The organism is Candidatus Limnocylindrus sp. (genome assembly GCF_040397235.1).
GTDB lineage: Bacteria > Chloroflexota > Limnocylindria > Limnocylindrales > Limnocylindraceae > Limnocylindrus.
In genome coordinates this window covers 1-19,883 of sequence record NZ_JBBAWH010000004.1, presented here as the reverse complement: position 1 = coordinate 19,883, position 19,883 = coordinate 1, and the positions used below count along the sequence as shown (strand labels likewise).

The window sequence follows — 19,883 nt, the reverse complement described above, 5'->3', positions numbered from 1 at the left end:
GAATTAGCTGCGAGTTACCCCAGCAGCGTCGAGCGACTCTTCCAGAATTTTTAGGGCGAGGTCAATCTCGGCCGCCGTGGTGACGAGTGGCGGGATGATGCGAATCACTTGGACGTAGGTTCCAGCTGTCAACAGGAGTAGCTTGCGCTTGTTCGCCTCGGCGATGACGCGCTTCACTGCGGCAGGATCAGGTGTGCGGCCGTCACCAGCGCCAGGCTGCACAAACTCCAGGGCGATCATCAAGCCAAGTCCGCGCACGTCGCCGATGCCAGGGCGACCGGCGGCAATCTTGCGCAGGCCGTCGAGCATCTGCGTGCCGCGGGCGGCCGCATTCGCAACGAGCCCCTCCTCTTCAAAAACGTCGAGTGTGGCGAGGGCGGCGGCGCAGGCAACAACGTTGCCGCCGTAGGTGCCGCCGTGTGTGCCAGGCTCCCAAGTATCAAGGAGCTCCTTGCGCGCGATGATCCCCGAGAGGGGGAGACCAGAGGCGATCCCCTTCGCCATCACCAGGATGTCGGGCTCAACGTTCTGGTGCTGCACGGCGAACATCTTGCCGGTACGCCCGTAGCCAGTCTGCACCTCGTCGGCGATCAGCAGAATGCCGAGCTCGCGGGTGAGTTCGCGTAGGCGCGGCAGGAAGCCGGCCGGCGGCACAACGTAGCCCCCCTCGCCCAGGATCGGCTCAACGATGACGGCGGCAACATCTTCGGCGCTGGCGAGGGTGTGTAGCGTGAGATCCCACTCCTCCTCCCAGCGGCAGCTGCACCCAGCGCAGGCGCCTGGGGCACCGGCAACGGCATGATCGCGTGCCGCTACTGGCGCGCGGAAGCAGGATGGGAATGCGGTGCTGTAGACCGAACCGGGGAGTGGCTCAAAGTGGCCGCGGTAGACGTTCTTCGCCGTGGTCATCGCCATCGTCTGCGCGGTGCGACCGTGATAGCCGCCGCGGAAGGTGAGGATCACGCGACGCTTGGTGGCGCGTCGCGCTAGCTTCACCGCCGCCTCGACCGCCTCGGCTCCTGAGTTCGAGAGGAAGACGCCCCACGGCCCACCGTCAAGCACCTTGCTGAGGCGTTCGTGCAGTCGCAGCCCAGGCTCATGGAAGACGATGTTCTGTTGGCCGTGGATCAACTTGGTGGCCTGCTCGGCGATAGCGGCGGAAACCTTTGGATGTGCATGCCCCGTGTTCACCACGCCGATCCCCGAGGTGTAGTCGAGCCAGCGCTCGCCGTTGCGATCGATCAGCCAGGAGCCCTCACCGCGCTCAACGTCAATGTTGGCGGCACGACCCCACACGGAGGAGATCACGCTGTGTGGTGGAATTGGACCGCGATCGTTGCTCATGCGCGCCTCCGCTGTAGGAACGAGCCGATTGCCACGGCGCTCACCGCGACAACGAAGAAGATTGTACCAATAGCGTTGACCTGCGGCGGTACGCCAACGCGCGCCGAGCCCCAGACGAACATCGGGAAGGTGGTCGTTCGCCCTGCGGTGAAGTTGGTGATCACGAAGTCATCGATGGAGAGGCTGAAGGCGAGGAGGCTCGCCGCGGCGATGCCAGGGAGGATTAGCGGGAAGGTGACGCGCCAGAAAGTCTGCCACCCATCGGCGCCGAGGTCGGCCGACGCCTCCTCCAGTCGGCGATCAAATCCAGATAGTCGTGCGCGCACGGTGACAATCACGTAACTGATGTTAAAGGTTATGTGCGCGATCAGGATCGTGAACTCATTGAGCGGGAAGAAGGGGGGCTGGCCGATCGCCACGAAGAGGGTGAGGAGCGATGCGCCGAGGATGATCTCAGGGGTGGCGAGTGGCAAGAAGATGAAGAGGCTGGTCGCCGGTCGCCCACGGAACTGATAGCGCACCAGCGCCAGCGCAGCGAGCGTGCCGAGCGTTGTCGCAGCAAGCGTAGAGATGAAGGCAATGCGAATGCTGACAACAACCGAATCGAGCAGACCAGGAATCGCGAAGAGATTTGTCCAGTGGCTGAGGGTGAAGCCGACCCAGGTGTAGTTCGTCTTTCCCACCGGGTCGTTGAAGCTAAAGAGGGCAACGATAAAGATCGGCAGCAGCAGGTAGAGCAGCGCCAGGCCGGTATAGGCACGAAGGGCGTTGCGACCGAGCCAACGCAGCATTAGCCGATCCCCGACTCAAGCTCGTCGGTGCCGAGGACGCGGGCATAGATGAAGACGGCGGCAAGGATGCCGGCCATCAACATAAAGCTCAACGCTGCGGCGGTCGGGTAGTCGTTGTTCACCAAGAAGCGACTCTGGATCACATTGCCGATGAGGCGGGTCTGCACGCTTCCGAGCAGCTCTGCGTTCACGAAGTCGCCCATCGCGGGAATAAAGACGAGCAGCGAGCCAGCGAAGACGCCAGGGAGCGCGAGCGGAAGCGTGATGCGCTGAAAGGCGCGGACCGGACCTGCATACAGATCCTTCGCCGCCTCAACCAGTCGGCGGTCGATCTTCTCTAGTGAGACGTAGATCGGCAGCACCATGAAGGGGAAGAAGTTGTACGAGATGCCGAAAATCACCGCAATCGGCGTAGCAAGAATGCGAAAATCTTCAGGGAGTGCGCCGATCGACTTGAGCGGCCCCAAGAGGAAGCCATCGTCGCCGAGCACCGTCTTCCAGGCGAGCACGCGCAAGAGGAACGAGGTGAAGAATGGTGCGATAACTATGAAGAGCAGGAGGGTGCGGAACCGCCCCGCGCGATAGGCGATGGTGTATGCGAGCGGGAAGGCGAGGACCAGGCAGACCACCGTCGACACCGCCGCATACAAGATCGAGCGCAGGAACTGATCGGAGTAGCGATCGAGCGCCGTCGAGTAGGTTGCCGCGTTCGCCCACGAGAAGACGAACCCTGTCTCAAGGGTGCCGCTCCAGAGGCTGGCTTGCAGCATCTGGAGCGCTGGGTAGACGTAGAACGCCACCAGCCAGGCGATCGCGGGCGCGAGCAGCAACAGGGGCAGAAGCCCCGGCCGCCGACGCAGAAACGCGATCACCGTCGGCTCCGCTTGGTGCGGTGTCTTAGTTGCCCTGGAGGGCGCTGAAGGCGTCGTTCATGTAGATCTCGTCCTCCTCAGAGAGGCCGGCGAACACATTGAGCTGTGCCTCGAGTGCCGCGTCAGGGAAGATGAACGGGTCGGTGGCGAGCGTTGCGTCAATCTTCGCAATCTCCTCCTTCGTTCCCTTCACCGGCGATACGTACTGCACGTAGGCAGTGAGCTGCGCGGCGATCTCTGGAATGTAATACCAGTCCATCCACTTCTCAGCGGTGTACTTATGCGCCGCGCCGAGCGGGATCAACATGTTGTCTGAGGAGAAGGTGCAGCCATCGGTTGGCGTGACCCAAACGATGTTCGCATCCTCGTAGCCGATCTGCACCGTGTCGCCGCGCCAGGCAACGCATGCCGCCACGTCGCCCTTCACGATGAGCTCCTTGTAGTCGTTGCCCGTGAATGCTCGAACCGTGCCGTCGCTGACGCTCGGCTCAATCAGGGCAATAGCGCGATCAAATGAGGCGCGGTCCGCCTTGGCCGGATCATCACCATTCGCGAGCATGGCGAGACCAATGGTGTCGCGCATCTCGGTAAGGAGCGAGACCTTCCCCTTCAGGCGTGGGTCGAAGAGGTCCTTGAACCCCTTAACGAAGCCTGCAGTGGTCTTGTTGGCCGCAATGCCGCCAACAATGCCCGCCCACGGGGCGAGGTACTCAACGCTTGGGTCAAAGCTGCGCCCCTTGTATACGTCGAGCAGGTTCGCGGTGAAGTTGCTCATGTGTGCGGTCTTCAGCTTCTCGGCCCAGCCAAGACGAATGATGCGCGCCGCCATCCAGTCGGTCAGCGTGGCGATATCCCAGCCCGCATCTTCGCCCGCCTGCAGCGGTGCCTTGATCGTGCCGAAGAAGGAGTCGTTGTCATTGATCGCCTCAACGTAGTTCACCTTGGTGCTGTACTCCGTCTCAAAGGCGGTCACCGTTGGTCGAGCCAACTCGTCTTCGCTCAGGTCGATGTAAAGCGTCCAGTTCGCGACGTTGACAACATCAGAAATGGTGTCGGACTGCGATGGCTTTGGGCTCGGCGACGTCGAGCTGCCAGAGGTGCCGCATGCGGCGAGGAAGGCGGCGGTGCCAGCGGCGGCCGCGCCAACCTTGAGAACCGTTCGTCGGCTTACCAGCTTCTCGGTGCTCTTCTCGGTGCTCATCGTGCCCTCCTTCTGCGCCTTAGGCGCTCTTCGAATCACCGACCACGAAGCCGTGCTCGGGTTTCCAGGTGAGAGCGACCCGCTCGCCGGGTCGCCAGGTGTCGCTCCGCGTCGTGCGGTCGACGTTCTGCTCGCTCACGAGAAGGCGCAGGCCACCTGCGCCCTCCACGGTGTACTGCGTCAGCACGCCGAGGTAACTCGTATCAACGACGGTGCCATCGAGGCGATTCCCCTTCGACTCCTGCCCCGGTTCCAACAGGGTGAGCTTCTCTGGGCGCACGCCGATCGCGCCGCCCGTGCCGATGTCGCCGAGGCTCTTCGGCGCGCGTACAACATCACCCGAAGGGAGCGTGACGGTCCATGATTCGCCATCCGAGCCGATCTTCCCCTCGAGCAGATTGCTCGCGCCGACGAAGCTCGCTACGAATCGCGTCGCTGGGCGCTCGTAGAGCGTCTCTGGTCCGGCGAGCTGCTCGTAGTGACCCTTGTTCATGACGGCAATGCGATCGGACATCGTCATCGCCTCCTCTTGATCGTGGGTGACATAGATGAAGGTGATGCTGACTTCGCGCTGGATGCGCTTCAGTTCGATGCCCATCTGCTTGCGCAGCTTTAGGTCGAGTGCGCCGAGCGGCTCGTCAAGCAGGAGCACTGCGGGGCGATTCACCAGGGCGCGTGCAAGCGCGACGCGCTGCGCCTGTCCGCCAGAGAGTTGCGCCGGCTTGCGCTTCTCGTAGCCGATCAGCTGCACCAGTTCGAGTGCCTCGCCAACGCGACTCGTGACTTCGTCACCCTTGATGCCCGAGCGACGAAGGCCGAAGGCAACGTTCTCAAAGATGGTGAGATGTGGGAAGAGCGCATAGCTCTGGAATACGGTGTTGACGTCGCGCTCGTGGGCGGGGAGGAAGGTAACGTCTTCGCCCTTCAACTCAATGAGACCGCTCGTCGGCTGTTCGAAGCCGCCGATCATGCGCAACGTGGTGGTCTTGCCGCAACCGGATGGGCCGAGGAGGGTGAAGAATTCGCCGTCGGAGACATCAAGCGTGATGCCGTCTACCGCGGTCTGATCTCCGAACTTCTTGGTCACGTTGACCAGGCGAACGTCGACGTCTGCCACCCTCGGTTTCACCTCCGCGGACACCTGTCCTGTCTCTGCCCCTCAAGTGAGGACGTGCGAAGATTATGACCCACGAGGGGTGGGGTCAAACGCCGTTCCGAGTAGAATGTTGGGGATGCGCCCGTGGGGCGCCGCCGAGAGCCCCGATCGGGGCGAAAGGGGATCCGTGGCCACCACCGAAGCAGCCGTCCTCCAGGCCCTCTCCGGCGTCCAGGAGCCCGAGCTCGGTCGCGACATTGTTACATTGGAGATGGTCAAGGAGATCACCCTGGACGGCGACAAGGCCAGCTTCATGATCGAGCTCACCACCCCCGCCTGCCCCCTGAAGGATGTGATTGAGCGTGATATCCGCGCCGCCCTCGATGGGATCGGTGTAACAGTGGCCGAGCTCCGCTGGGGCTCGAAGGTCCGTCGCGCCTCATCCTCGACCCAGGAGCGCCTCCTCCCTGGCATTCGTAACATTGTGGCCGTCGCCTCAGGGAAGGGCGGCGTCGGCAAGAGCACCGTCTCGGTCAACCTTGCCGTGGCTCTGGCCCAGAGCGGCGCCCGTGTCGGCCTTCTCGACGCCGACATCACCGGGCCGAACATTCCCCAGATGATGGGGGCGACCGGCACCCCGAAGTCGAGCGCCGGCGGCAAGATCGAGCCGATCGAGCGCCACGGCGTCAAGGTCATCTCCATTCAATTCTTCGTTCCCGAGGGTCAGCCGATCGTTTGGCGCGGGCCCCTCATCGGTGGCGCAATCCAGCAATTCCTGCGCGACGTGGAGTGGGGCGACCTCGACTATCTCGTCGTTGACCTGCCGCCTGGAACCTCTGATGCGCAACTCACGCTGGCGCAGGCGGTGCCAATTGCTGGGTGCGTCCTTGTGACCACGCCACAAGATGTCGCCCTCTCCGATGTGACCAAGGCACTGGCAATGTTCCGGCGCATGAATGTGCCAATCCTCGGCATCGTTGAAAACATGTCGGCGTTTGCCTGCCCGCACTGTGGCGAACTCACCGAAATCTTCGGACGCGGTGGCGCAGAGCGTCTCGCAAAAGAGGAGGGGCTCGACAATCTAGGCCGCATTCCGCTGGAGATGGCGGTGCGACAGGGTGGCGATGCAGGGATCCCCGCCGTTGCACAACGCGAAGAGGGCCCAGCTGCGGTGGCACTCAAGGAGTTGGCCGGCAAGGTTGCCGCTCGACTGGCGGTACGCGCCGCAAACGAGACGGCACCAACGTTGACGGTCGCCTAAACACGTGACAGAAACTCCTGGCGGATCAACGGAGCGCGAGGGCTTCAGCGACGACATTGAGCAGCTGATCATCGCGGTGCGTGCACTTCTCGGTGGGCACTGGGATCTCTTCCGCGCCGAACTCGGTGCGATCTCCCGTGACGCAGTGGGGGTGCTTCTCGGCGCGATCGCCGTTATAACGCTCGTCACCGCAGCGTTGCTTGCGCTGCTCATCGCCCTCTTCATGCTGCTCGGCGCCGCCTTCTTCGGCTCCATGGTGTGGGGCGCAGCACACGTCACACTTCTCTTGCTCGTCGTCGCGGCGGCGATCACCTCGGCAATCGTGCAGATCACTGCGCCACGGCGCGCGCGTTCATTTGCCCTCGCCGTTCTCGGTGGTGCGATCGGTGCGCTTCTTGTGCTCTTCGTTTTCAACGGCTCGGCCGGCCCGGCAACAGCGGCGTCGCTCCTCTTTGCGCTGAGCTTCTTGCTGGTGGATCTGCTGGTCGGGCTGGCAACTTGCGATATGCAGCGCTTCACCGACCGCTTCCGCCCACTTGCCACGGAGCACGAGCTGCGCGCCACCGTCGATGCGATGGATGATCTTCGCGACGAGGCGGCATCCGCCTTTGCCGAAGAGGTTGGCGGGGCGGTAGGCGCCGCCGATGCCGCCATTGCGCCCGCCCGAAAGGTGGTCCGCGCCGCCGCTGATGCGCTGCGCGGTATTGCCGATCGTCTGCGTGAGCGACGTGGGGCCGGCGACGAGGGCGACGATGCCTGACCAGACGAACGAACGAGATCTGCGCGTCAAGCGGGTGGAGCTCCTCGCCGCAAGCCGCCCTGCGGTGGCCGATCGACTCTCAGTCGTACGCCACTCTCGAGAGGCGTCGCTCGTGCGTGTTCGGGCGATTGGCGGTCGACTGCGACCCAGCGGTGGCCTCGCCAAGGAGCTGCGTGACCGCCCTCTCCGTGCGCTCGGGCTGCTCGGGATCCTGGCCCTCCTTCTCGTCCGTTGGTTCGGCTCACGCTCAGGCGGCTCAGCGAGCCGTGGCGGGGGAGCGGGGAGCGCCTTTGTGAGTGGGGTAGTGGCGGCCGCTGCCCAGCGTGGCGGACGCGCGGTGATTGATGCGTTGATCGATGGCCGACCTGCGGTGGACGGAACCCCCGTGGGCGACGATGATGCTCGGGGGCGAGTGGCGAAACGGTAGACGCGCCGGCCTTAGGAGCCGGTGTCGGCAACGACGTGTGAGTTCGAGTCTCACCTCGCCCACCAGAACAAGGGTCGTCGGGTACCCTGTGCGCTCATGGAATTCACGACCACTCCCGCCGAGAAGAGCACCGTCCGACTCGAGGTCACCCTCGCGGTCGCAGACGTGGCCGCGGCAATCGCCGAGGCGGTTCGCCACGTGGCGGGCCAAAGCCGCATCCCAGGCTTCCGCCCGGGGAAGGCGCCGCGCTCCATCGTTGAGCGCTTCGCTGGCATCAACCGCATTCTCGACGAGGCGACCGAGATCCTGATCGAGCGCGGCTATCGCGACGCAATCATGAAGTCGGACGTCGTGCCGCTCACCAGCCCGAAGATCGATGCGAAGCCGATCGTCGAGGGCGAGGCCTACACCTTCACCGCCGTCATCCCCGTGCCGCCTGAGGTGAAGCTCGGCGACTATCGCGGCTATACGTTCGAGCCAACGTTTGAGGAGCCTGACGAGGCGAAGGTTGAAGCGGTCGTCAACGATCTGCGCGACAGCTACGCAACGCTCACCGCCGTCACAGATCGTGGCGCGGAGATGGGCGACTACGCGATCATCGCCTTCGATGGCTATCGCGTTGACAGCGGCCTCGCAATCGAAGGCGCCTCGTCGGAGCGCATGCCGATCGTGATCGGATCCGACCGACTCATTCCGGGATTTGAGGCGCAGCTCGTCGGCGCGAAGGTCGGCGATGGCACCACCGTTGAGGTGACCTTCCCCGAGGACTATCAAGAGGCGGCACTGCAGGGCGTGCCGGCACGATTCGATGTGGTCATCAGCGATCTGCGCGCGCGTATCCCGCCGCCGCTCGATGATGCCTTCGCCGCTCAGGTTGCAAACGTCACTGATGTGGCCGGCCTACGCGCAGAGATCCTGATGCGCCTCAAGGCGAGCGCCGTTGACCGCGGTCGACACGAGTTCGCCGACAAGATCGTTGAGTTCGCCATGGATGGCGCCACCGTTGAGATCCCCGATCCACTGATCGAGGAGGAGATCGACGGACTCGTTGACGAGTTGGCGCGCGGCATGGCTCGCCAAGGGTTGACCTTTGAACAGTACATCGGCGCCGCTGGCAAGAGCGTTGAAGAGATTCGCGTCGAGATGCGTGAGCGCGGCGAGCGCCGCGCGCGAACCCTCCTGGTGTTGAGTGCGGTCGCTGGCGCCGAAGGGGTCGAGGTCCCAGAGGAGCTGATTGACGAAGAGGTGGAGCGCGCCCGTCCGCAGACCCAGGGGCAGCGCAAGCTCGAGGCCTACCTCTCGTCGGAGCGCGGGCGCCGAGCAATCCGCGCCTCCCTGCGCCGCTCCCTTGTGGTTGAGCGGCTCGTCGACGAGTGGTTTGACGCTCATCCGAAGGTCTGGCCAGCCTGGGCTCCCGAGCGCCCAGCGACGCCTACCGCCGCGAAGGCTTCCGCCAAGTAAACTCAGCCTCCCGCAGAGAGCGGGTGCACATGTAGGGGGTGACTAATGCTCGTACCAATGGTGATTGAGTCTTCCAGTAAGGGCGAACGCGCCTACGACATCTGGTCGCGCCTACTCAAGGAGCGCATCATCTTCCTGGGCGGCCCTGTCGAAGACGACATCGCCAACCTGATCATCGCGCAGCTCCTCTTCCTTGATTCTGAGGATCCCGAGAAGGAGATCTCGCTCTACATCAACAGCCCAGGGGGCGTGATCACCTCCGGCCTCGCGATCTACGACACGATGCGCTACGTGCGCGCCCCTGTGAGCACGATCTGCACCGGCATCGCCATGTCGATGGGTGCGGTGCTCCTCGCCGCTGGCGCACCAGGTCGACGCTTCGCACTGCCGCACAGCCGCATCATGATCCACCAGGGCTCTGGCGGATTCCGTGGCAACACGCCCGACGTCTTCATTCAGGTGAAGGAGATGGAGCAGCTCGTGCGAACGACCCAAGAGATCCTCGCCGCCCATACGGGTCAGCCGATGGAGAAGGTCGTCAAGGATACGGACCGCGACCTCTTCCTCTCGCCAGAGCAGGCGGTGGAGTACGGCATCATCGACGAGGTCTACAAGCTCCCTGCCGTCGTCCCGCCTAAGGGGAAGTGAGGCGCGCCGCATGAGCGGAGGAGCAGGATCCGGAGAGTCGGGAGGCGGTAAGACGCGCGGCCCACGCAGCGCAGGGAGTGGCCCGTATCGCTGTTCCTTCTGCCGCAAGACGCAGGAGCAGGTGCGCAAGCTGATCGCCGGCCAGGGCGTATACATCTGCGACGAGTGCGTCGCCCTCTGCGCCGAGATTGCCACCGAGCAGTCACCATCGGCGCCGCAGCGCAAGTCGTTTGGTGGCGTCACGCCAACCCCGCGCATGATTCACGCGGCTCTCAACGAGCATGTCGTAAGCCAAGAGCGCGCGAAGCGCTCACTCGCCGTTGGCGTGCATAACCACTACCAGCGCGTTGGCGCACCAAACGTGGCTGACGGCGTTGAGATCGCAAAGTCGAACATCCTGCTCGTTGGGCCGACCGGTTCTGGCAAGACGCTGCTCGCACAGACGCTGGCGCGATTCCTTGATGTGCCCTTCTGCATCGCCGACGCCACCAGCCTGACCGAGGCTGGATACGTTGGCGAGGATGTCGAGAATATTCTCCTTCGCCTGATCCAGGCCGCTGATGGCGATATTGAGCGCGCGCAGCGCGGCATCATCTATATCGACGAGATTGACAAGATCACCCGCAAGTCCGATAACCCGTCAATCACGCGGGACGTCTCGGGCGAAGGGGTGCAGCAGGCGCTGCTCAAGATCATCGAGGGTACGGTGGCGAACGTGCCACCCCAGGGTGGTCGCAAGCATCCGCACCAGGAGTACCTCCAGATCGACACGACGAACATCCTCTTCATCTGCGGCGGTGCATTCGAGGGGCTTGAGAAGATCGTTGCTGACCGAGTCGGACGACGGGGCATCGGCTTCGGCTCCGACACGCCAGCAAGCAAAGGCGAGCGAACCCGTGTGCTGGAGCAGCTGATGCCCGACGATCTGCTGCGCTACGGCCTCATCCCGGAATTCATTGGGCGCCTACCGATGATCGTCGCGCTGGATCAGCTCACCCTTGATGACCTGGTTCAGATCTTGGTCGCACCGAAGAACGCCCTGGTGAAGCAGTATCAGCGCCTCTTCCAGATGCACCATGTTGATCTGCAGTTCACGCCGGCTGCTCTGCATGCGGTTGCGGATAAGGCACTGCTGCGTAAGACCGGCGCCCGCGCACTGCGCGCAGTGCTGGAAGAGGCACTCCTCTCAACGATGTATGACCTGCCAGACCGACCCGACGTACGTCGCTGTGTGGTCACCGAAGAGACGATTAGTGCCGGCGCATCGCCACTCATGCTCACCGAGCGCGAGATTGACGTGAGCGCGCCGGCGGCACCGGGCCGACGCGCACCTCGCACGCGCACGGCCACCCCTCGCGCATCAGCGTGACGGCGGAACGCGAGCTCGGCCCCTCCTATAGCGCCGCTGAGGTAGAGCGCAGCGTTGCAGCCCGCTGGGCGGCAACCGATTACGGCAGCCCCGACGGACGCGAGACACGAGATGCCGAGGGGCGCGAGTCCCTGCCACCGTTCACGATCATCATGCCGCCGCCGAACGTCACCGGCGGATTGCACGTAGGCCACGCGCTCTTCGTGACGCTCGAAGACCTGATGGTGCGCCGCGCCCGCATGCAGGGGCGAGCGGCACTTTGGCTCCCTGGCGTTGATCACGCCTCGATCGCCGCGCAGTACGTGCTCGATCGCATCGTTGAGAAGGAGGGGAGCAGCCGCGCCGATTTGGGTCGCGAGCGCTACCTCGAGCGCATGCACAAATTCATGGACGAGACGCGGAACACCATCCTCGCGCAGTTCCAGCGCCTCGGCGCTTCGGCCGACTGGAGCCGCACCCGCTTCACCATGGACGAGGTCTCGAGTCGCGCCGTGCGCACCGCCTTTGCGACCCTCTACGAACGCGGCCTTGCCTATCGTGGCGAGGCGCTCGTCAACTGGTGCCCAGGCTGCAAGACGAGCGTCTCTGATCTTGAGTCGGTAGCGACCGAGGAGCAGGGGAGCATCTGGGAGATTCGCTACCCACTTGAGGGGGGCGACGCCACCAGCGGCGTGGTTGTCGCGACCACACGACCAGAGACACTTCTTGGTGACACCGGGGTAGCCGTGCACCCCGACGATCCGCGCTACACCGCACTGGTCGGGAAACGTGTGATGGTGCCGTTTGTGCATCGCGCCGTTCCAGTGGTAGCCGACGCATTCGTTGAGATGGGTTTCGGCACGGGCGCGGTGAAGGTCACCCCGGCACACGATCCGAACGACCGCGAGGTTGGCTTGCGGCACAACCTGCCTGCACCGACCATCCTCGATGAGTCGGCGCGCATCGTTGCCGATGCCCCAGCACCGTTCGCCGGGATGGATCGCTTCAAGGCGCGCAAGGCGATCGTCGCCGCACTCGAAGAGCTTGGACTCCTCGTTTCGGTCAAGCCGCATACGGCGAACCCGGCGCGCTGCCAGCGCAGCAACGACATCTTGGAGCCACGCCTGCGCACGCAGTGGTTCATTCGCGCCAAGCCGCTCGCCGAGAAGGCGCTCGCCGCAACGCGCTCGGGCGCAACGCAGATCGTGCCAGCGCACTTTGAGAAGACCTGGGAGCACTGGCTCACCGAGATTCGCGATTGGAACGTGAGCCGACAGCTCTGGTGGGGGCACCGCATCCCCGCCTGGTACTGCGCCGACGGGCACATCACCGTGACCGATCGCGAAGAGGGTCCGGTCGGCTGTGGCACCTGCGGCGCTGAGTCGAACACGCTGCAGCAGGAGAGCGACATCTTCGACACCTGGTTCAGCAGCGGCCTCTGGCCCTTCAGCACACTCGGCTGGCCCGACAAGACGCCAGACCTCGCGCGCTACTACCCATCACAGGTGATGGAGACCGGCCACGACATCCTCTTCTTCTGGGTTGCGCGCATGATGATGCTCGGCATTGAGCTGATGGGCACGCCGCCGTTTGAAACAATTTACCTCCACGGCATGGTGCGCGATCCCGAGGGGCAGAAGATGTCAAAGACGAAGGGGAATGTCGTCGACCCGCTCTCGGTGATTGACGAGATCGGCGCCGACGCGCTGCGCTTCACACTCGTCTCGGGCACCGCACCAGGTGCAGACCAGCGCCTCTCGCCAGAGAAGCTCGAGAACGCGCGCAACTTCATGAACAAACTCTGGAACGCCGCACGCTACGTGCTTGGCGCGCGACCTGTTGAGGCAACTGGCGATCGACCATCTGCTGCCGATGCGCACGCAGCGGCGGGGGAGTTCGGCACCTGGATGGCGACACGCCTCAGCGCCGCTGTTGATGATGTTGATCGTGCGCTCGGCCAGTACGGCTTCTCCGAGGTGTCGCAGCGCATTTACGATGCGATCTGGGCGGAGTATTGCGACCAGGCGATTGAGATTGCCAAGGTGACGCTCGCCGACGAGACGCGACCTGCAGCGGAGCGCACCGCCGTCTGGTGGACACTCGTGGATGCGCTCGACGATCTCTTGCGCCTGCTGCACCCGATTGCGCCATTCATCACGGAGGGGATCTGGGAGGCACTCCCGCGACGCGCGGGCGACCCTGGACTCTTGGCAACGGCGGCATGGCCGGCGCGACATGCCGCTTCGAGCACCGCGGCGAGCAGCATCGATCATTGGCTCAACCTCGTGCGCGAGGTTCGTGCGGCGCGCACCACCGCAAAGCTTGCCGCTGGCGCATGGATCCCACTTAACGTTGCAGCACCGCCGCAGCTTGCCGCATCGGGTGAGGGTTTGCGCTCTGCCATTGAGCGGCTGGCGCGCGTGCGCCCACTCACCATCCAGGCTGTACTTCCGACCGAGGGTGAGGGGCTGCTCGTTGTGGCGGGCGCGCTGACGGCGCGACTCGAGCCGCCGCAGGCTGATGCTGCAGCGCTTGATGCCGATCGCGCCCGACGCGATCGCGACCTCGTCGCCGCGCAGTCGCAACTGGCCGCCGCTGAGGCCCGCCTCGCCGACCCGTCCTTCACCGGCAAGGCACCGGCCGCTGTGGTCGCAGGGGCGGAGCGCCGCGTTGCCGAGCTGCGCGATGAGATCGCCCGCTTGGAGCGAGGTTCGTAATGCCGTTCTATGACTATCTCTGCGCGAAGTGCGGTGGGACCGTAGAGATTCTGCACGGCATTGATGAGCAGCAGGCACGGACGCACGAAGATTGTGGTGGGTCGCTCGAGCGACAATTCTCTGCGGCGAGCGTGCACTTTAAGGGGAGTGGCTGGGCCAAACTCGATCGCCGTAGCGGCGGCTCGGGCACGTCGGGCGCCTCGGACGCGCCTGCGAGCACGCCAGCCCCAGCCCCGAAGAGCGACGCGAAGTAAGCGATCTTCCTGATCGGGTAGGCTTCCTCGCAATGAGCATCAACGCCGACTCCTCGAAGACCTTGGCTGGAACCCCAGCGGCTGACGCGACCCCAGCCGTTGCAGAGCTTGACACCATCGTCTCGCTGGCGAAGCGCCGCGGCTTTGTCTTCCCGAGCTCAGAGATCTACGGCGGCATTAACGCGGTGTGGGATTACGGCCCACTCGGCGTCGAACTGAAGAACAATGTGAAGCGCGCCTGGTGGCGCAGCGTTGTGCAGCAGCGCCACGAGGTGGTGGGACTCGATGCCGGCATCCTGATGCACCCACAGGTCTGGAAGACCTCTGGCCACGTCGGTTCGTTCAGTGATCCGCTCGTTGAGTGCACCGCCTGCAAGCGTCGCTACCGCCTCGATGAACTCCCAGGAACAGGCGACCTCACCACCACGCAGCTTGCCGATGCCGAGATCGTCACCAAGATGGGCTTGAAGTGCCCCGATTGCGAGGGCTCGCTGACGGCCCCCCGCCGATTCAACCTGATGTTCAAGACCTTCATGGGACCTGTGGAGGATGAGGCCGCGGTTGTCTACCTTCGCCCCGAGACGGCGCAGGGCGCCTACGTGCAGCACAAGAACGTTCGCGATTCGTCGCGCAAGAAGATCCCGTTCGGCATTGCCCAGATCGGTAAGTCATTCCGCAACGAGATCAGCCCAGGAAACTTCGTCTTCCGCATGCGCGAGTTCGAGCAGATGGAGCTGCAGATGTTCGTGCGCCCCGATGAGGCCGCCACCGCGGCGTTCGAAGAGTGGCTGCCGCGACGACTGGAGTGGTACAAGGCGTACGGCGTTTCGCCGGAGCGACTGCGCGTGCGCGAGCACGCCCCCGACGAGTTGGCCCACTACGCCAAGCGTGCCATCGACGTGGAGTACCGCTTCCCATTCGGCTGGAAGGAGCTCGAGGGGATTCACAACCGTGGCGACTTTGACCTTTCGCGTCACGCCGCTGAGAGCGGCGAGAGCCTCGACTACTTTGACCCTGCTACCGAGACCTCATTCACCCCATGGGTGGTTGAGGCCGCAGCAGGCGCAGACCGCGCCGCCTTCACCTTCCTGATTGACGCCTACCGCGAAGAGATGGTGCGTGACGAGAAGCGCGTCGTCCTCTCGCTGCATCCAGAGCTGGCACCGTACAAGGTGGCGGTGCTGCCGCTGCTCAAGAAGCGCGACGACCTCGTTGAGATGGCGCATCGTATTCGCGACGGCCTCTCGCGCGAGTTCACCGCCGTCTACGACGACACCGCTGCAATCGGCAAACTCTACCGCCGCCAGGATGAGATCGGCACGCCGTGGTGCATTTGTGTCGACGTGGACTCCATGGATGACAACGCCGTCACGGTGCGCGATCGCGACACGATGGAGCAGGAGCGCGTCAGCGCTGATCGGCTCGAGGAGTTCTTCCTCGCGAAGTTGCGCGCCTCGCGCCTTTAAGCCTCAGTCGAACCGGTTGGCTGCTTGCCGGCCGGCCAGTAGAGCTCCTTGTGGATCGCCCCTTTAGGTAGGCCGTACGCTGCGAGCTCAAGCTCGGCTGCGACGATCATCTCGGGATTTCCGCAGAGATAGGCAACCGCCTCACTCGCGTTGATGCCACGATCGCGCAGCGCAGACTGAATGATGCTCTCGACGCGGCCGGTAAGGCCGGTCCAGCCAGCATTGAGCGGGTCAGCTGGTCGCGAGATTGTTGGAACGTAAGTGGCCGGATACGAACCACTCTTCTCCCACCCCTCAATCAACTCGCGGTAGCCGATGTCGCTGACATAGCTCACACCATTGAGGTAGATCGCACGTCGTGGGGCACCGTCGTCGGCGAGGGTGCGCGCCATGCTGACAAACGGCGCGATCCCTGTTCCTGATGAGACGTAGATCTGCAGGCGCGTGTCGTTAGCCTCCATCGTGAACTTCCCCTTCGGCGCGAGCACGCGCATGCGGTGGCCCACAGGGAGGGCGAAGACGAGCGGCGTGAACGCGCCTCCACGCACGAGGCGGAGGTAGAGCTCATAGCCCCCATCAAGGGCGCGGGCCGAGGAGGCGACGGAGTAGGGGCGCTGCAAGAACTTCTCGCCCACCTTCACACCGATCGTCACGTACTGGCCGGGCTCAAATGGGGTCGGCACCCCATCGGGCTTGATCCAGACGCGGGCGAGCGTGTCGGTGTCGTCGATGCGTGCGGCGAGGGTGGCGTTGTAGGCGGGGTCGTCGGCCAGGATGCCGAACGAGGCGGGGGTAGCTGCCGTCTCTGCCATGGGGCCTCCTCACGGTTGGTGCGACGCTGAGCGTCGCCGTTGCAAGGGAGTGTAGGGGAGGGGGCGTGCGGATGCCTTGGCACTGGGGAGGGGCTGGCTGCTATTCTGCGCCCAACAGCGCTTGACACTCACGGGCAACTGCTTTGCCCGATCACGAAATCACAAAGGAGGTCCCCCCACCGATGGCTTCCGGGAGCGTTGCTGAGATCAAGAGCCGACTCGCCGTCGCCGACGTTGTCGGCGAGACGGTCGCGCTGCGCAAAGCGGGCGTCGCGTTCAAGGGCCTCTGCCCATTCCATGGCGAGAAGACCCCCTCATTCGTTGTCACACCGGCCCGTGAAACCTGGAAATGCTTCGGCTGCGGCAAGGGGGGCGACATCTTCACCTTCGTCATGGAGCGCGACAGCCTGCCGTTCGGCGAGGCGCTCACCCTCCTCGCCGCCAAGGCCGGCGTCACGATCGACGATCGCAGTCGGGCTGAGGATGCCCGAAAGCTGCGCCTCCGTGATGTGCTCGAAGGTGCGGTGAGCTTCTATCACGCCATCCTCACCTCACACGAGCTCGGACGCCCAGCACTCGACTACCTCCACTCGCGCGGATTCACCGATGAGACGATCGAGGCGCAGCGACTCGGCTGGTCACCAGACTCGTGGGACGCCTGCTCTAAGGCGCTCGCGGCGAAGCGCGGTGCAACGCCCGCTGAGCTTGCCGCCGTCGGCCTCACCACCGAACGCGATGGTGGTCGTGGCGCGTATGACCGCTTTCGTGCGCGCGTGATCTTTCCGATCCGTGATGCGAATGGCAAGATCACCGGCCTCGGTGGTCGCCTCCTCCCCGAAGACGACAAGCGCGGCGATCGCGGACCGAAGTACCTGAATAGCGCGGCAACAGAACTCTTCGACAAGTCGCGCACCCTCTATCTCATCGACAAGGCGAAGCCGGCGATGCGCAAGTCTGGCACCGCCGTGCTGGTTGAGGGATACACCGACGCACTGATGGCGCATCAGTCTGGCTTCACAAACGTTGTGGCGAGCATGGGAACCGCACTCACTCCTGCGCAGGTCGCCCTCCTCTTGCGATACGGATCGAAGATTCTCTTGGCGTACGACGTTGACGCCGCCGGAGCGAAGGCGGGCGCCTTCGGAGCCACCGAGCTGCTGCGCCTCGTCACAGAGCTTGGCAGCGCTGATGGCGGACCATCACTCGTTGATGTGGGGATCGTGCGCCTCCCTGACGGCAAAGATCCAGATGAAGTTGTACGTGATCAACCTGAGACGTGGCGCGCCGCGACGGAGCAGCCGATTCCGGTGGTGGAATATCTCATCGATACGCATGCGCAGGCTCATGACCTGAAGGACCTTGGCGGTCGGAAGCGTGCCATTGACGGCATCAAGCCGATCCTCCGCAGCCTGCGCGACCCAATCGTTCGCGATGGCTACATCTCTGCCGCCGCGCGACGCATTGGTGTGGACGAGAACTCGATTCGCGAGGCGATGATCCAGCGCGGTGCCGAGACGGCTGGCGCAGAGAGCCGCATCTCTGCGGATCGCGTGCGCGCCGCCGACGCAGACGGTGACGTCGACTCCATCCTCGCCGGCGTAACACCTCCTGAGGCTGAACTGCTGCGACTCCTGATTGCGGCGCCAGCCGAGCGGCTACGCGTGCGCGACGTGCTCGTCGATCAGCTCTTCACGAGCGGGTTGGCGCGCTCGCTCTGGCTTGGACTACGTGCGGGCCTCGACGCCGCGCTAGAGGCGGGAACCACCGCTGATGCCCTTGAGCGCCTACCTAGTACGATTGAGGGCGAAGAGCGTCGCCTGGCCCAGGCCCTCTCCGTACGCCTCGGGGCCACCGTTGAGCTCACGCGTATCCGGATTGGTATTGATCAGACCATCTTGCGGCTGGAGGCTGATCGCCTGGAAGAGGCGATGGCCTGGTCGCGTAGTGAGATTGCCGAGGCGGAGCGAGAGGGCGATGCCGCTCGCGTTCGAACCCTCATGGAGGCTGAACGAGATCTAGGAAAAAAGCGGAAGGCGCTCGACCGACGCTTCTTGGCGTCGGGAGTGCTCACAGCGGCAAAGGGGGGGAGCAAGTGACGAAGGCGAAGCAGGTAAGCAAGGTGACCGTAGGAACGCCCGTGAAGGCGGCACCAGCCAAGGCCGCATCAACCAAGGTCGCCCCAAAGGCCGCTGCAAAGCCCGTCGCTAAGGTCGCCCCAAAGCCAGCCGCTAAGTCAGCCCCGAAGCCAGTCGTAAAGCCGACGGCGAAGGTCACCACGAAGGTCGCCGCGAAGCCCGCCGCCAAGCCGGTTGCAAAGCGCGGAACTCTTGCAACTTCCAAGCCCGCTGCAAAGCCAGTCACCAAGGCCGCCCCAAAGCCTGCTGCGAAACCGGCTCCGAAGAAGCCCGTGCCAACAAAGGCCGTCGTGAACAGTTCAACCAAGCCAGCGGCGAAGAAAACCGCTACGCCGATCGCCAAGGCGAAGCCGACCGCTAAGCTTGCGCCAGCGAAGGGGAAGAAGCCCGTTGTCGTAGCCGTTGCGAAGGGCAGCACTAAGGCACGCGCTTCACTCGCGACATCACCTGCGTCAGCTGCGAAGTCGAAGGGCGAGAAGTCCAAGGTAGAGAAGGCGGCACCAGCCGCGGTGGTCGCCCCCGCAAAGGCGCAGGGGAAACTCGCGAAGGGTAAGGCAGCGTCCAGCCCAGCTGCAAAGCTTGATGGCGTCGCTGAACCTGGCGCGGCCGATCTCGCCGAGATCGAGGTTGATGGCGTCGAGATGCTGAGCCCAGAGGCGGCCGCTGCACTCCTTGTTGCTGAGGTTGCCCCAGAGGCACCGAAGCCTGAAGTCGTCGAGCCAGTTGCGGAATCAACGGGTGTCGACGATCCAGTGCGCATGTACCTCAAGGAGATTGGCCGCGTCGGCTTGCTCACCGCTGAAGAGGAGGTCGTCCTCGCCAAGATGATTGAGCTCGGCGAGCAGATGGCCGACGAGCCATGGAAGGCCGTCTACAACCTGCACCAGTGGACCCATCACGAGACGGAGCTCAAGACGCGCAAGAAGAAGGAGTGGTACCGCCTTGATCCGGCGCTTGCCGCTAAGGCTCACGCCACGTATGCCGAAGCGATCGGCGCGTGGGTCAAGGGGCATCACGTGCACGAATGCAAGGTCACCGGTTTTGATAAGGCCTCGCGCGAAGTGACGGGCGAGACCGCCAAGAAGAATTTGATGATTGCGAAGAGCCTCGTAAAATCGTTCAACGATCCGAACCGACGCAACCTTGCAGCCAAGACGGCGGAGATGATTGACTTCGCCTTCCAGACGGTGGGAACCGGCGACATGGAGAGCCGGGACAACGGCGTGCTCCAAAATCTCTTCCTCTGGGCCCGCGACGAGATCGCCTGGCCAGCACTGGAGACGTGGATTG

General features: G+C 64.0%; 17 protein-coding genes and 1 tRNA gene. 12 read left to right on the top strand and 6 right to left on the bottom strand.

Features of this window, described 5'->3' with window-relative positions; genetic code table 11:
- Positions 1–3: 3 nt before the first annotated feature.
- The 5 genes from AC3LB0_RS04150 to AC3LB0_RS04130 form a co-directional block, all read right to left on the bottom strand.
- On the bottom strand, positions 4–1,344 hold the full coding sequence (locus tag AC3LB0_RS04150) for an aspartate aminotransferase family protein (protein ID WP_488649906.1): 1,341 nt from the start codon (positions 1,342–1,344) through the stop codon (positions 4–6).
- Positions 1,341–2,135 carry an ABC transporter permease gene (locus tag AC3LB0_RS04145; RefSeq protein WP_488649905.1) on the bottom strand — a complete coding sequence of 265 codons (795 nt, stop codon included), beginning with the start codon at positions 2,133–2,135 and terminating at the stop codon, positions 1,341–1,343. Before AC3LB0_RS04145 ends, AC3LB0_RS04150 begins: the two co-directional genes overlap by 4 nt.
- Complete coding sequence (locus AC3LB0_RS04140) at positions 2,135–2,965, bottom strand: ABC transporter permease (RefSeq protein ID WP_488649904.1); 831 nt, start codon at positions 2,963–2,965, stop codon at positions 2,135–2,137. The genes AC3LB0_RS04145 and AC3LB0_RS04140 overlap by 1 nt, the downstream gene beginning before the upstream one ends.
- Positions 2,966–3,032: 67 nt before the next feature.
- Positions 3,033–4,208 (bottom strand): polyamine ABC transporter substrate-binding protein, encoded by a 1,176-nt coding sequence (locus tag AC3LB0_RS04135; protein WP_488649903.1) that lies wholly within the window; start codon positions 4,206–4,208, stop codon positions 3,033–3,035.
- Positions 4,209–4,227: 19 nt separating this feature from the next.
- Positions 4,228–5,325, bottom strand: a complete 1,098-nt coding sequence (locus AC3LB0_RS04130; protein ID WP_488649902.1) for an ABC transporter ATP-binding protein — start codon at positions 5,323–5,325, stop codon at positions 4,228–4,230.
- Positions 5,326–5,440: 115 nt separating this feature from the next.
- Here AC3LB0_RS04130 and AC3LB0_RS04125 point away from each other — a divergent pair, with 115 nt between their 5' ends.
- From AC3LB0_RS04125 to AC3LB0_RS04080, 10 genes are all read left to right on the top strand, one after another.
- The gene (locus AC3LB0_RS04125; protein ID WP_488649901.1) at positions 5,441–6,565 is read left to right on the top strand and encodes an Mrp/NBP35 family ATP-binding protein; all 1,125 of its coding nucleotides are present in this window, start codon (positions 5,441–5,443) and stop codon (positions 6,563–6,565) included.
- 4 nt (positions 6,566–6,569) lie between these two features.
- Positions 6,570–7,325, top strand: a complete 756-nt coding sequence (locus tag AC3LB0_RS04120) for a hypothetical protein (protein WP_488649900.1) — start codon at positions 6,570–6,572, stop codon at positions 7,323–7,325.
- Entirely contained in the window at positions 7,318–7,752 is a 435-nt protein-coding gene (locus AC3LB0_RS04115; RefSeq protein WP_488649899.1) for a hypothetical protein, read from the top strand. The genes AC3LB0_RS04120 and AC3LB0_RS04115 overlap by 8 nt, the downstream gene beginning before the upstream one ends.
- Positions 7,732–7,817, top strand: a tRNA-Leu gene (locus tag AC3LB0_RS04110). Before AC3LB0_RS04115 ends, AC3LB0_RS04110 begins: the two co-directional genes overlap by 21 nt.
- 31 nt (positions 7,818–7,848) lie before the next feature.
- On the top strand, positions 7,849–9,213 hold the full coding sequence (gene tig / locus AC3LB0_RS04105) for a trigger factor (RefSeq protein WP_488649898.1): 1,365 nt from the start codon (positions 7,849–7,851) through the stop codon (positions 9,211–9,213).
- Between the two features lie 45 nt (positions 9,214–9,258).
- Positions 9,259–9,861, top strand: a complete 603-nt coding sequence (locus AC3LB0_RS04100; protein WP_488649897.1) for an ATP-dependent Clp protease proteolytic subunit — start codon at positions 9,259–9,261, stop codon at positions 9,859–9,861.
- Positions 9,862–9,871: 10 nt separating this feature from the next.
- The gene (gene clpX / locus AC3LB0_RS04095; protein WP_488649896.1) at positions 9,872–11,230 is read left to right on the top strand and encodes an ATP-dependent Clp protease ATP-binding subunit ClpX; all 1,359 of its coding nucleotides are present in this window, start codon (positions 9,872–9,874) and stop codon (positions 11,228–11,230) included.
- Positions 11,227–13,926 carry a valine--tRNA ligase gene (locus AC3LB0_RS04090; RefSeq protein ID WP_488649895.1) on the top strand — a complete coding sequence of 900 codons (2,700 nt, stop codon included), beginning with the start codon at positions 11,227–11,229 and terminating at the stop codon, positions 13,924–13,926. The genes clpX and AC3LB0_RS04090 overlap by 4 nt, the downstream gene beginning before the upstream one ends.
- Positions 13,926–14,180, top strand: coding sequence for an FmdB family zinc ribbon protein (locus AC3LB0_RS04085; RefSeq protein ID WP_488649894.1), 255 nt, complete (start codon positions 13,926–13,928; stop codon positions 14,178–14,180). The genes AC3LB0_RS04090 and AC3LB0_RS04085 overlap by 1 nt, the downstream gene beginning before the upstream one ends.
- Before the next feature lie 32 nt (positions 14,181–14,212).
- Positions 14,213–15,646, top strand: a complete 1,434-nt coding sequence (locus tag AC3LB0_RS04080; RefSeq protein WP_488649893.1) for a glycine--tRNA ligase — start codon at positions 14,213–14,215, stop codon at positions 15,644–15,646.
- On the opposite strand, the gene AC3LB0_RS04075 is transcribed toward AC3LB0_RS04080, so the two are convergent.
- Positions 15,643–16,458, bottom strand: a complete 816-nt coding sequence (locus tag AC3LB0_RS04075; RefSeq protein WP_488649892.1) for an FAD-binding oxidoreductase — start codon at positions 16,456–16,458, stop codon at positions 15,643–15,645. The genes AC3LB0_RS04080 and AC3LB0_RS04075 overlap by 4 nt on opposite strands.
- Before the next feature lie 182 nt (positions 16,459–16,640).
- On the opposite strand from AC3LB0_RS04075, the gene dnaG reads away from it, so the two are divergent.
- Positions 16,641–18,554, top strand: a complete 1,914-nt coding sequence (gene dnaG, locus AC3LB0_RS04070; protein ID WP_488649891.1) for a DNA primase — start codon at positions 16,641–16,643, stop codon at positions 18,552–18,554.
- A partial coding sequence (locus AC3LB0_RS04065; RefSeq protein ID WP_488649890.1) for a sigma-70 factor domain-containing protein occupies positions 18,551–19,883 on the top strand: 1,333 nt, incomplete at its 3' end. The genes dnaG and AC3LB0_RS04065, both read left to right, overlap by 4 nt.

What these genes read in the sequence shown, in the direction of transcription:
- AC3LB0_RS04085 (WP_488649894.1), top strand. Translation starts at nt 13,926, where the DNA reads ATGCCGTTCTATGACTATCTCTGCGCGAAGTGCGGTGGGACCGTAGAG.
- AC3LB0_RS04115 (WP_488649899.1), top strand. Translation starts at nt 7,318, where the DNA reads ATGCCTGACCAGACGAACGAACGAGATCTGCGCGTCAAGCGGGTGGAG.
- dnaG (WP_488649891.1), top strand. Translation starts at nt 16,641, where the DNA reads ATGGCTTCCGGGAGCGTTGCTGAGATCAAGAGCCGACTCGCCGTCGCC.
- tig (WP_488649898.1), top strand. Translation starts at nt 7,849, where the DNA reads ATGGAATTCACGACCACTCCCGCCGAGAAGAGCACCGTCCGACTCGAG.
- AC3LB0_RS04080 (WP_488649893.1), top strand. Translation starts at nt 14,213, where the DNA reads ATGAGCATCAACGCCGACTCCTCGAAGACCTTGGCTGGAACCCCAGCG.
- AC3LB0_RS04150 (WP_488649906.1), bottom strand. Translation starts at nt 1,344, where the DNA reads ATGAGCAACGATCGCGGTCCAATTCCACCACACAGCGTGATCTCCTCC.
- AC3LB0_RS04145 (WP_488649905.1), bottom strand. Translation starts at nt 2,135, where the DNA reads ATGCTGCGTTGGCTCGGTCGCAACGCCCTTCGTGCCTATACCGGCCTG.
- AC3LB0_RS04075 (WP_488649892.1), bottom strand. Translation starts at nt 16,458, where the DNA reads ATGGCAGAGACGGCAGCTACCCCCGCCTCGTTCGGCATCCTGGCCGAC.
- AC3LB0_RS04135 (WP_488649903.1), bottom strand. Translation starts at nt 4,208, where the DNA reads ATGAGCACCGAGAAGAGCACCGAGAAGCTGGTAAGCCGACGAACGGTT.
- clpX (WP_488649896.1), top strand. Translation starts at nt 9,872, where the DNA reads ATGAGCGGAGGAGCAGGATCCGGAGAGTCGGGAGGCGGTAAGACGCGC.
- AC3LB0_RS04100 (WP_488649897.1), top strand. Translation starts at nt 9,259, where the DNA reads ATGCTCGTACCAATGGTGATTGAGTCTTCCAGTAAGGGCGAACGCGCC.
- AC3LB0_RS04125 (WP_488649901.1), top strand. Translation starts at nt 5,441, where the DNA reads ATGCGCCCGTGGGGCGCCGCCGAGAGCCCCGATCGGGGCGAAAGGGGA.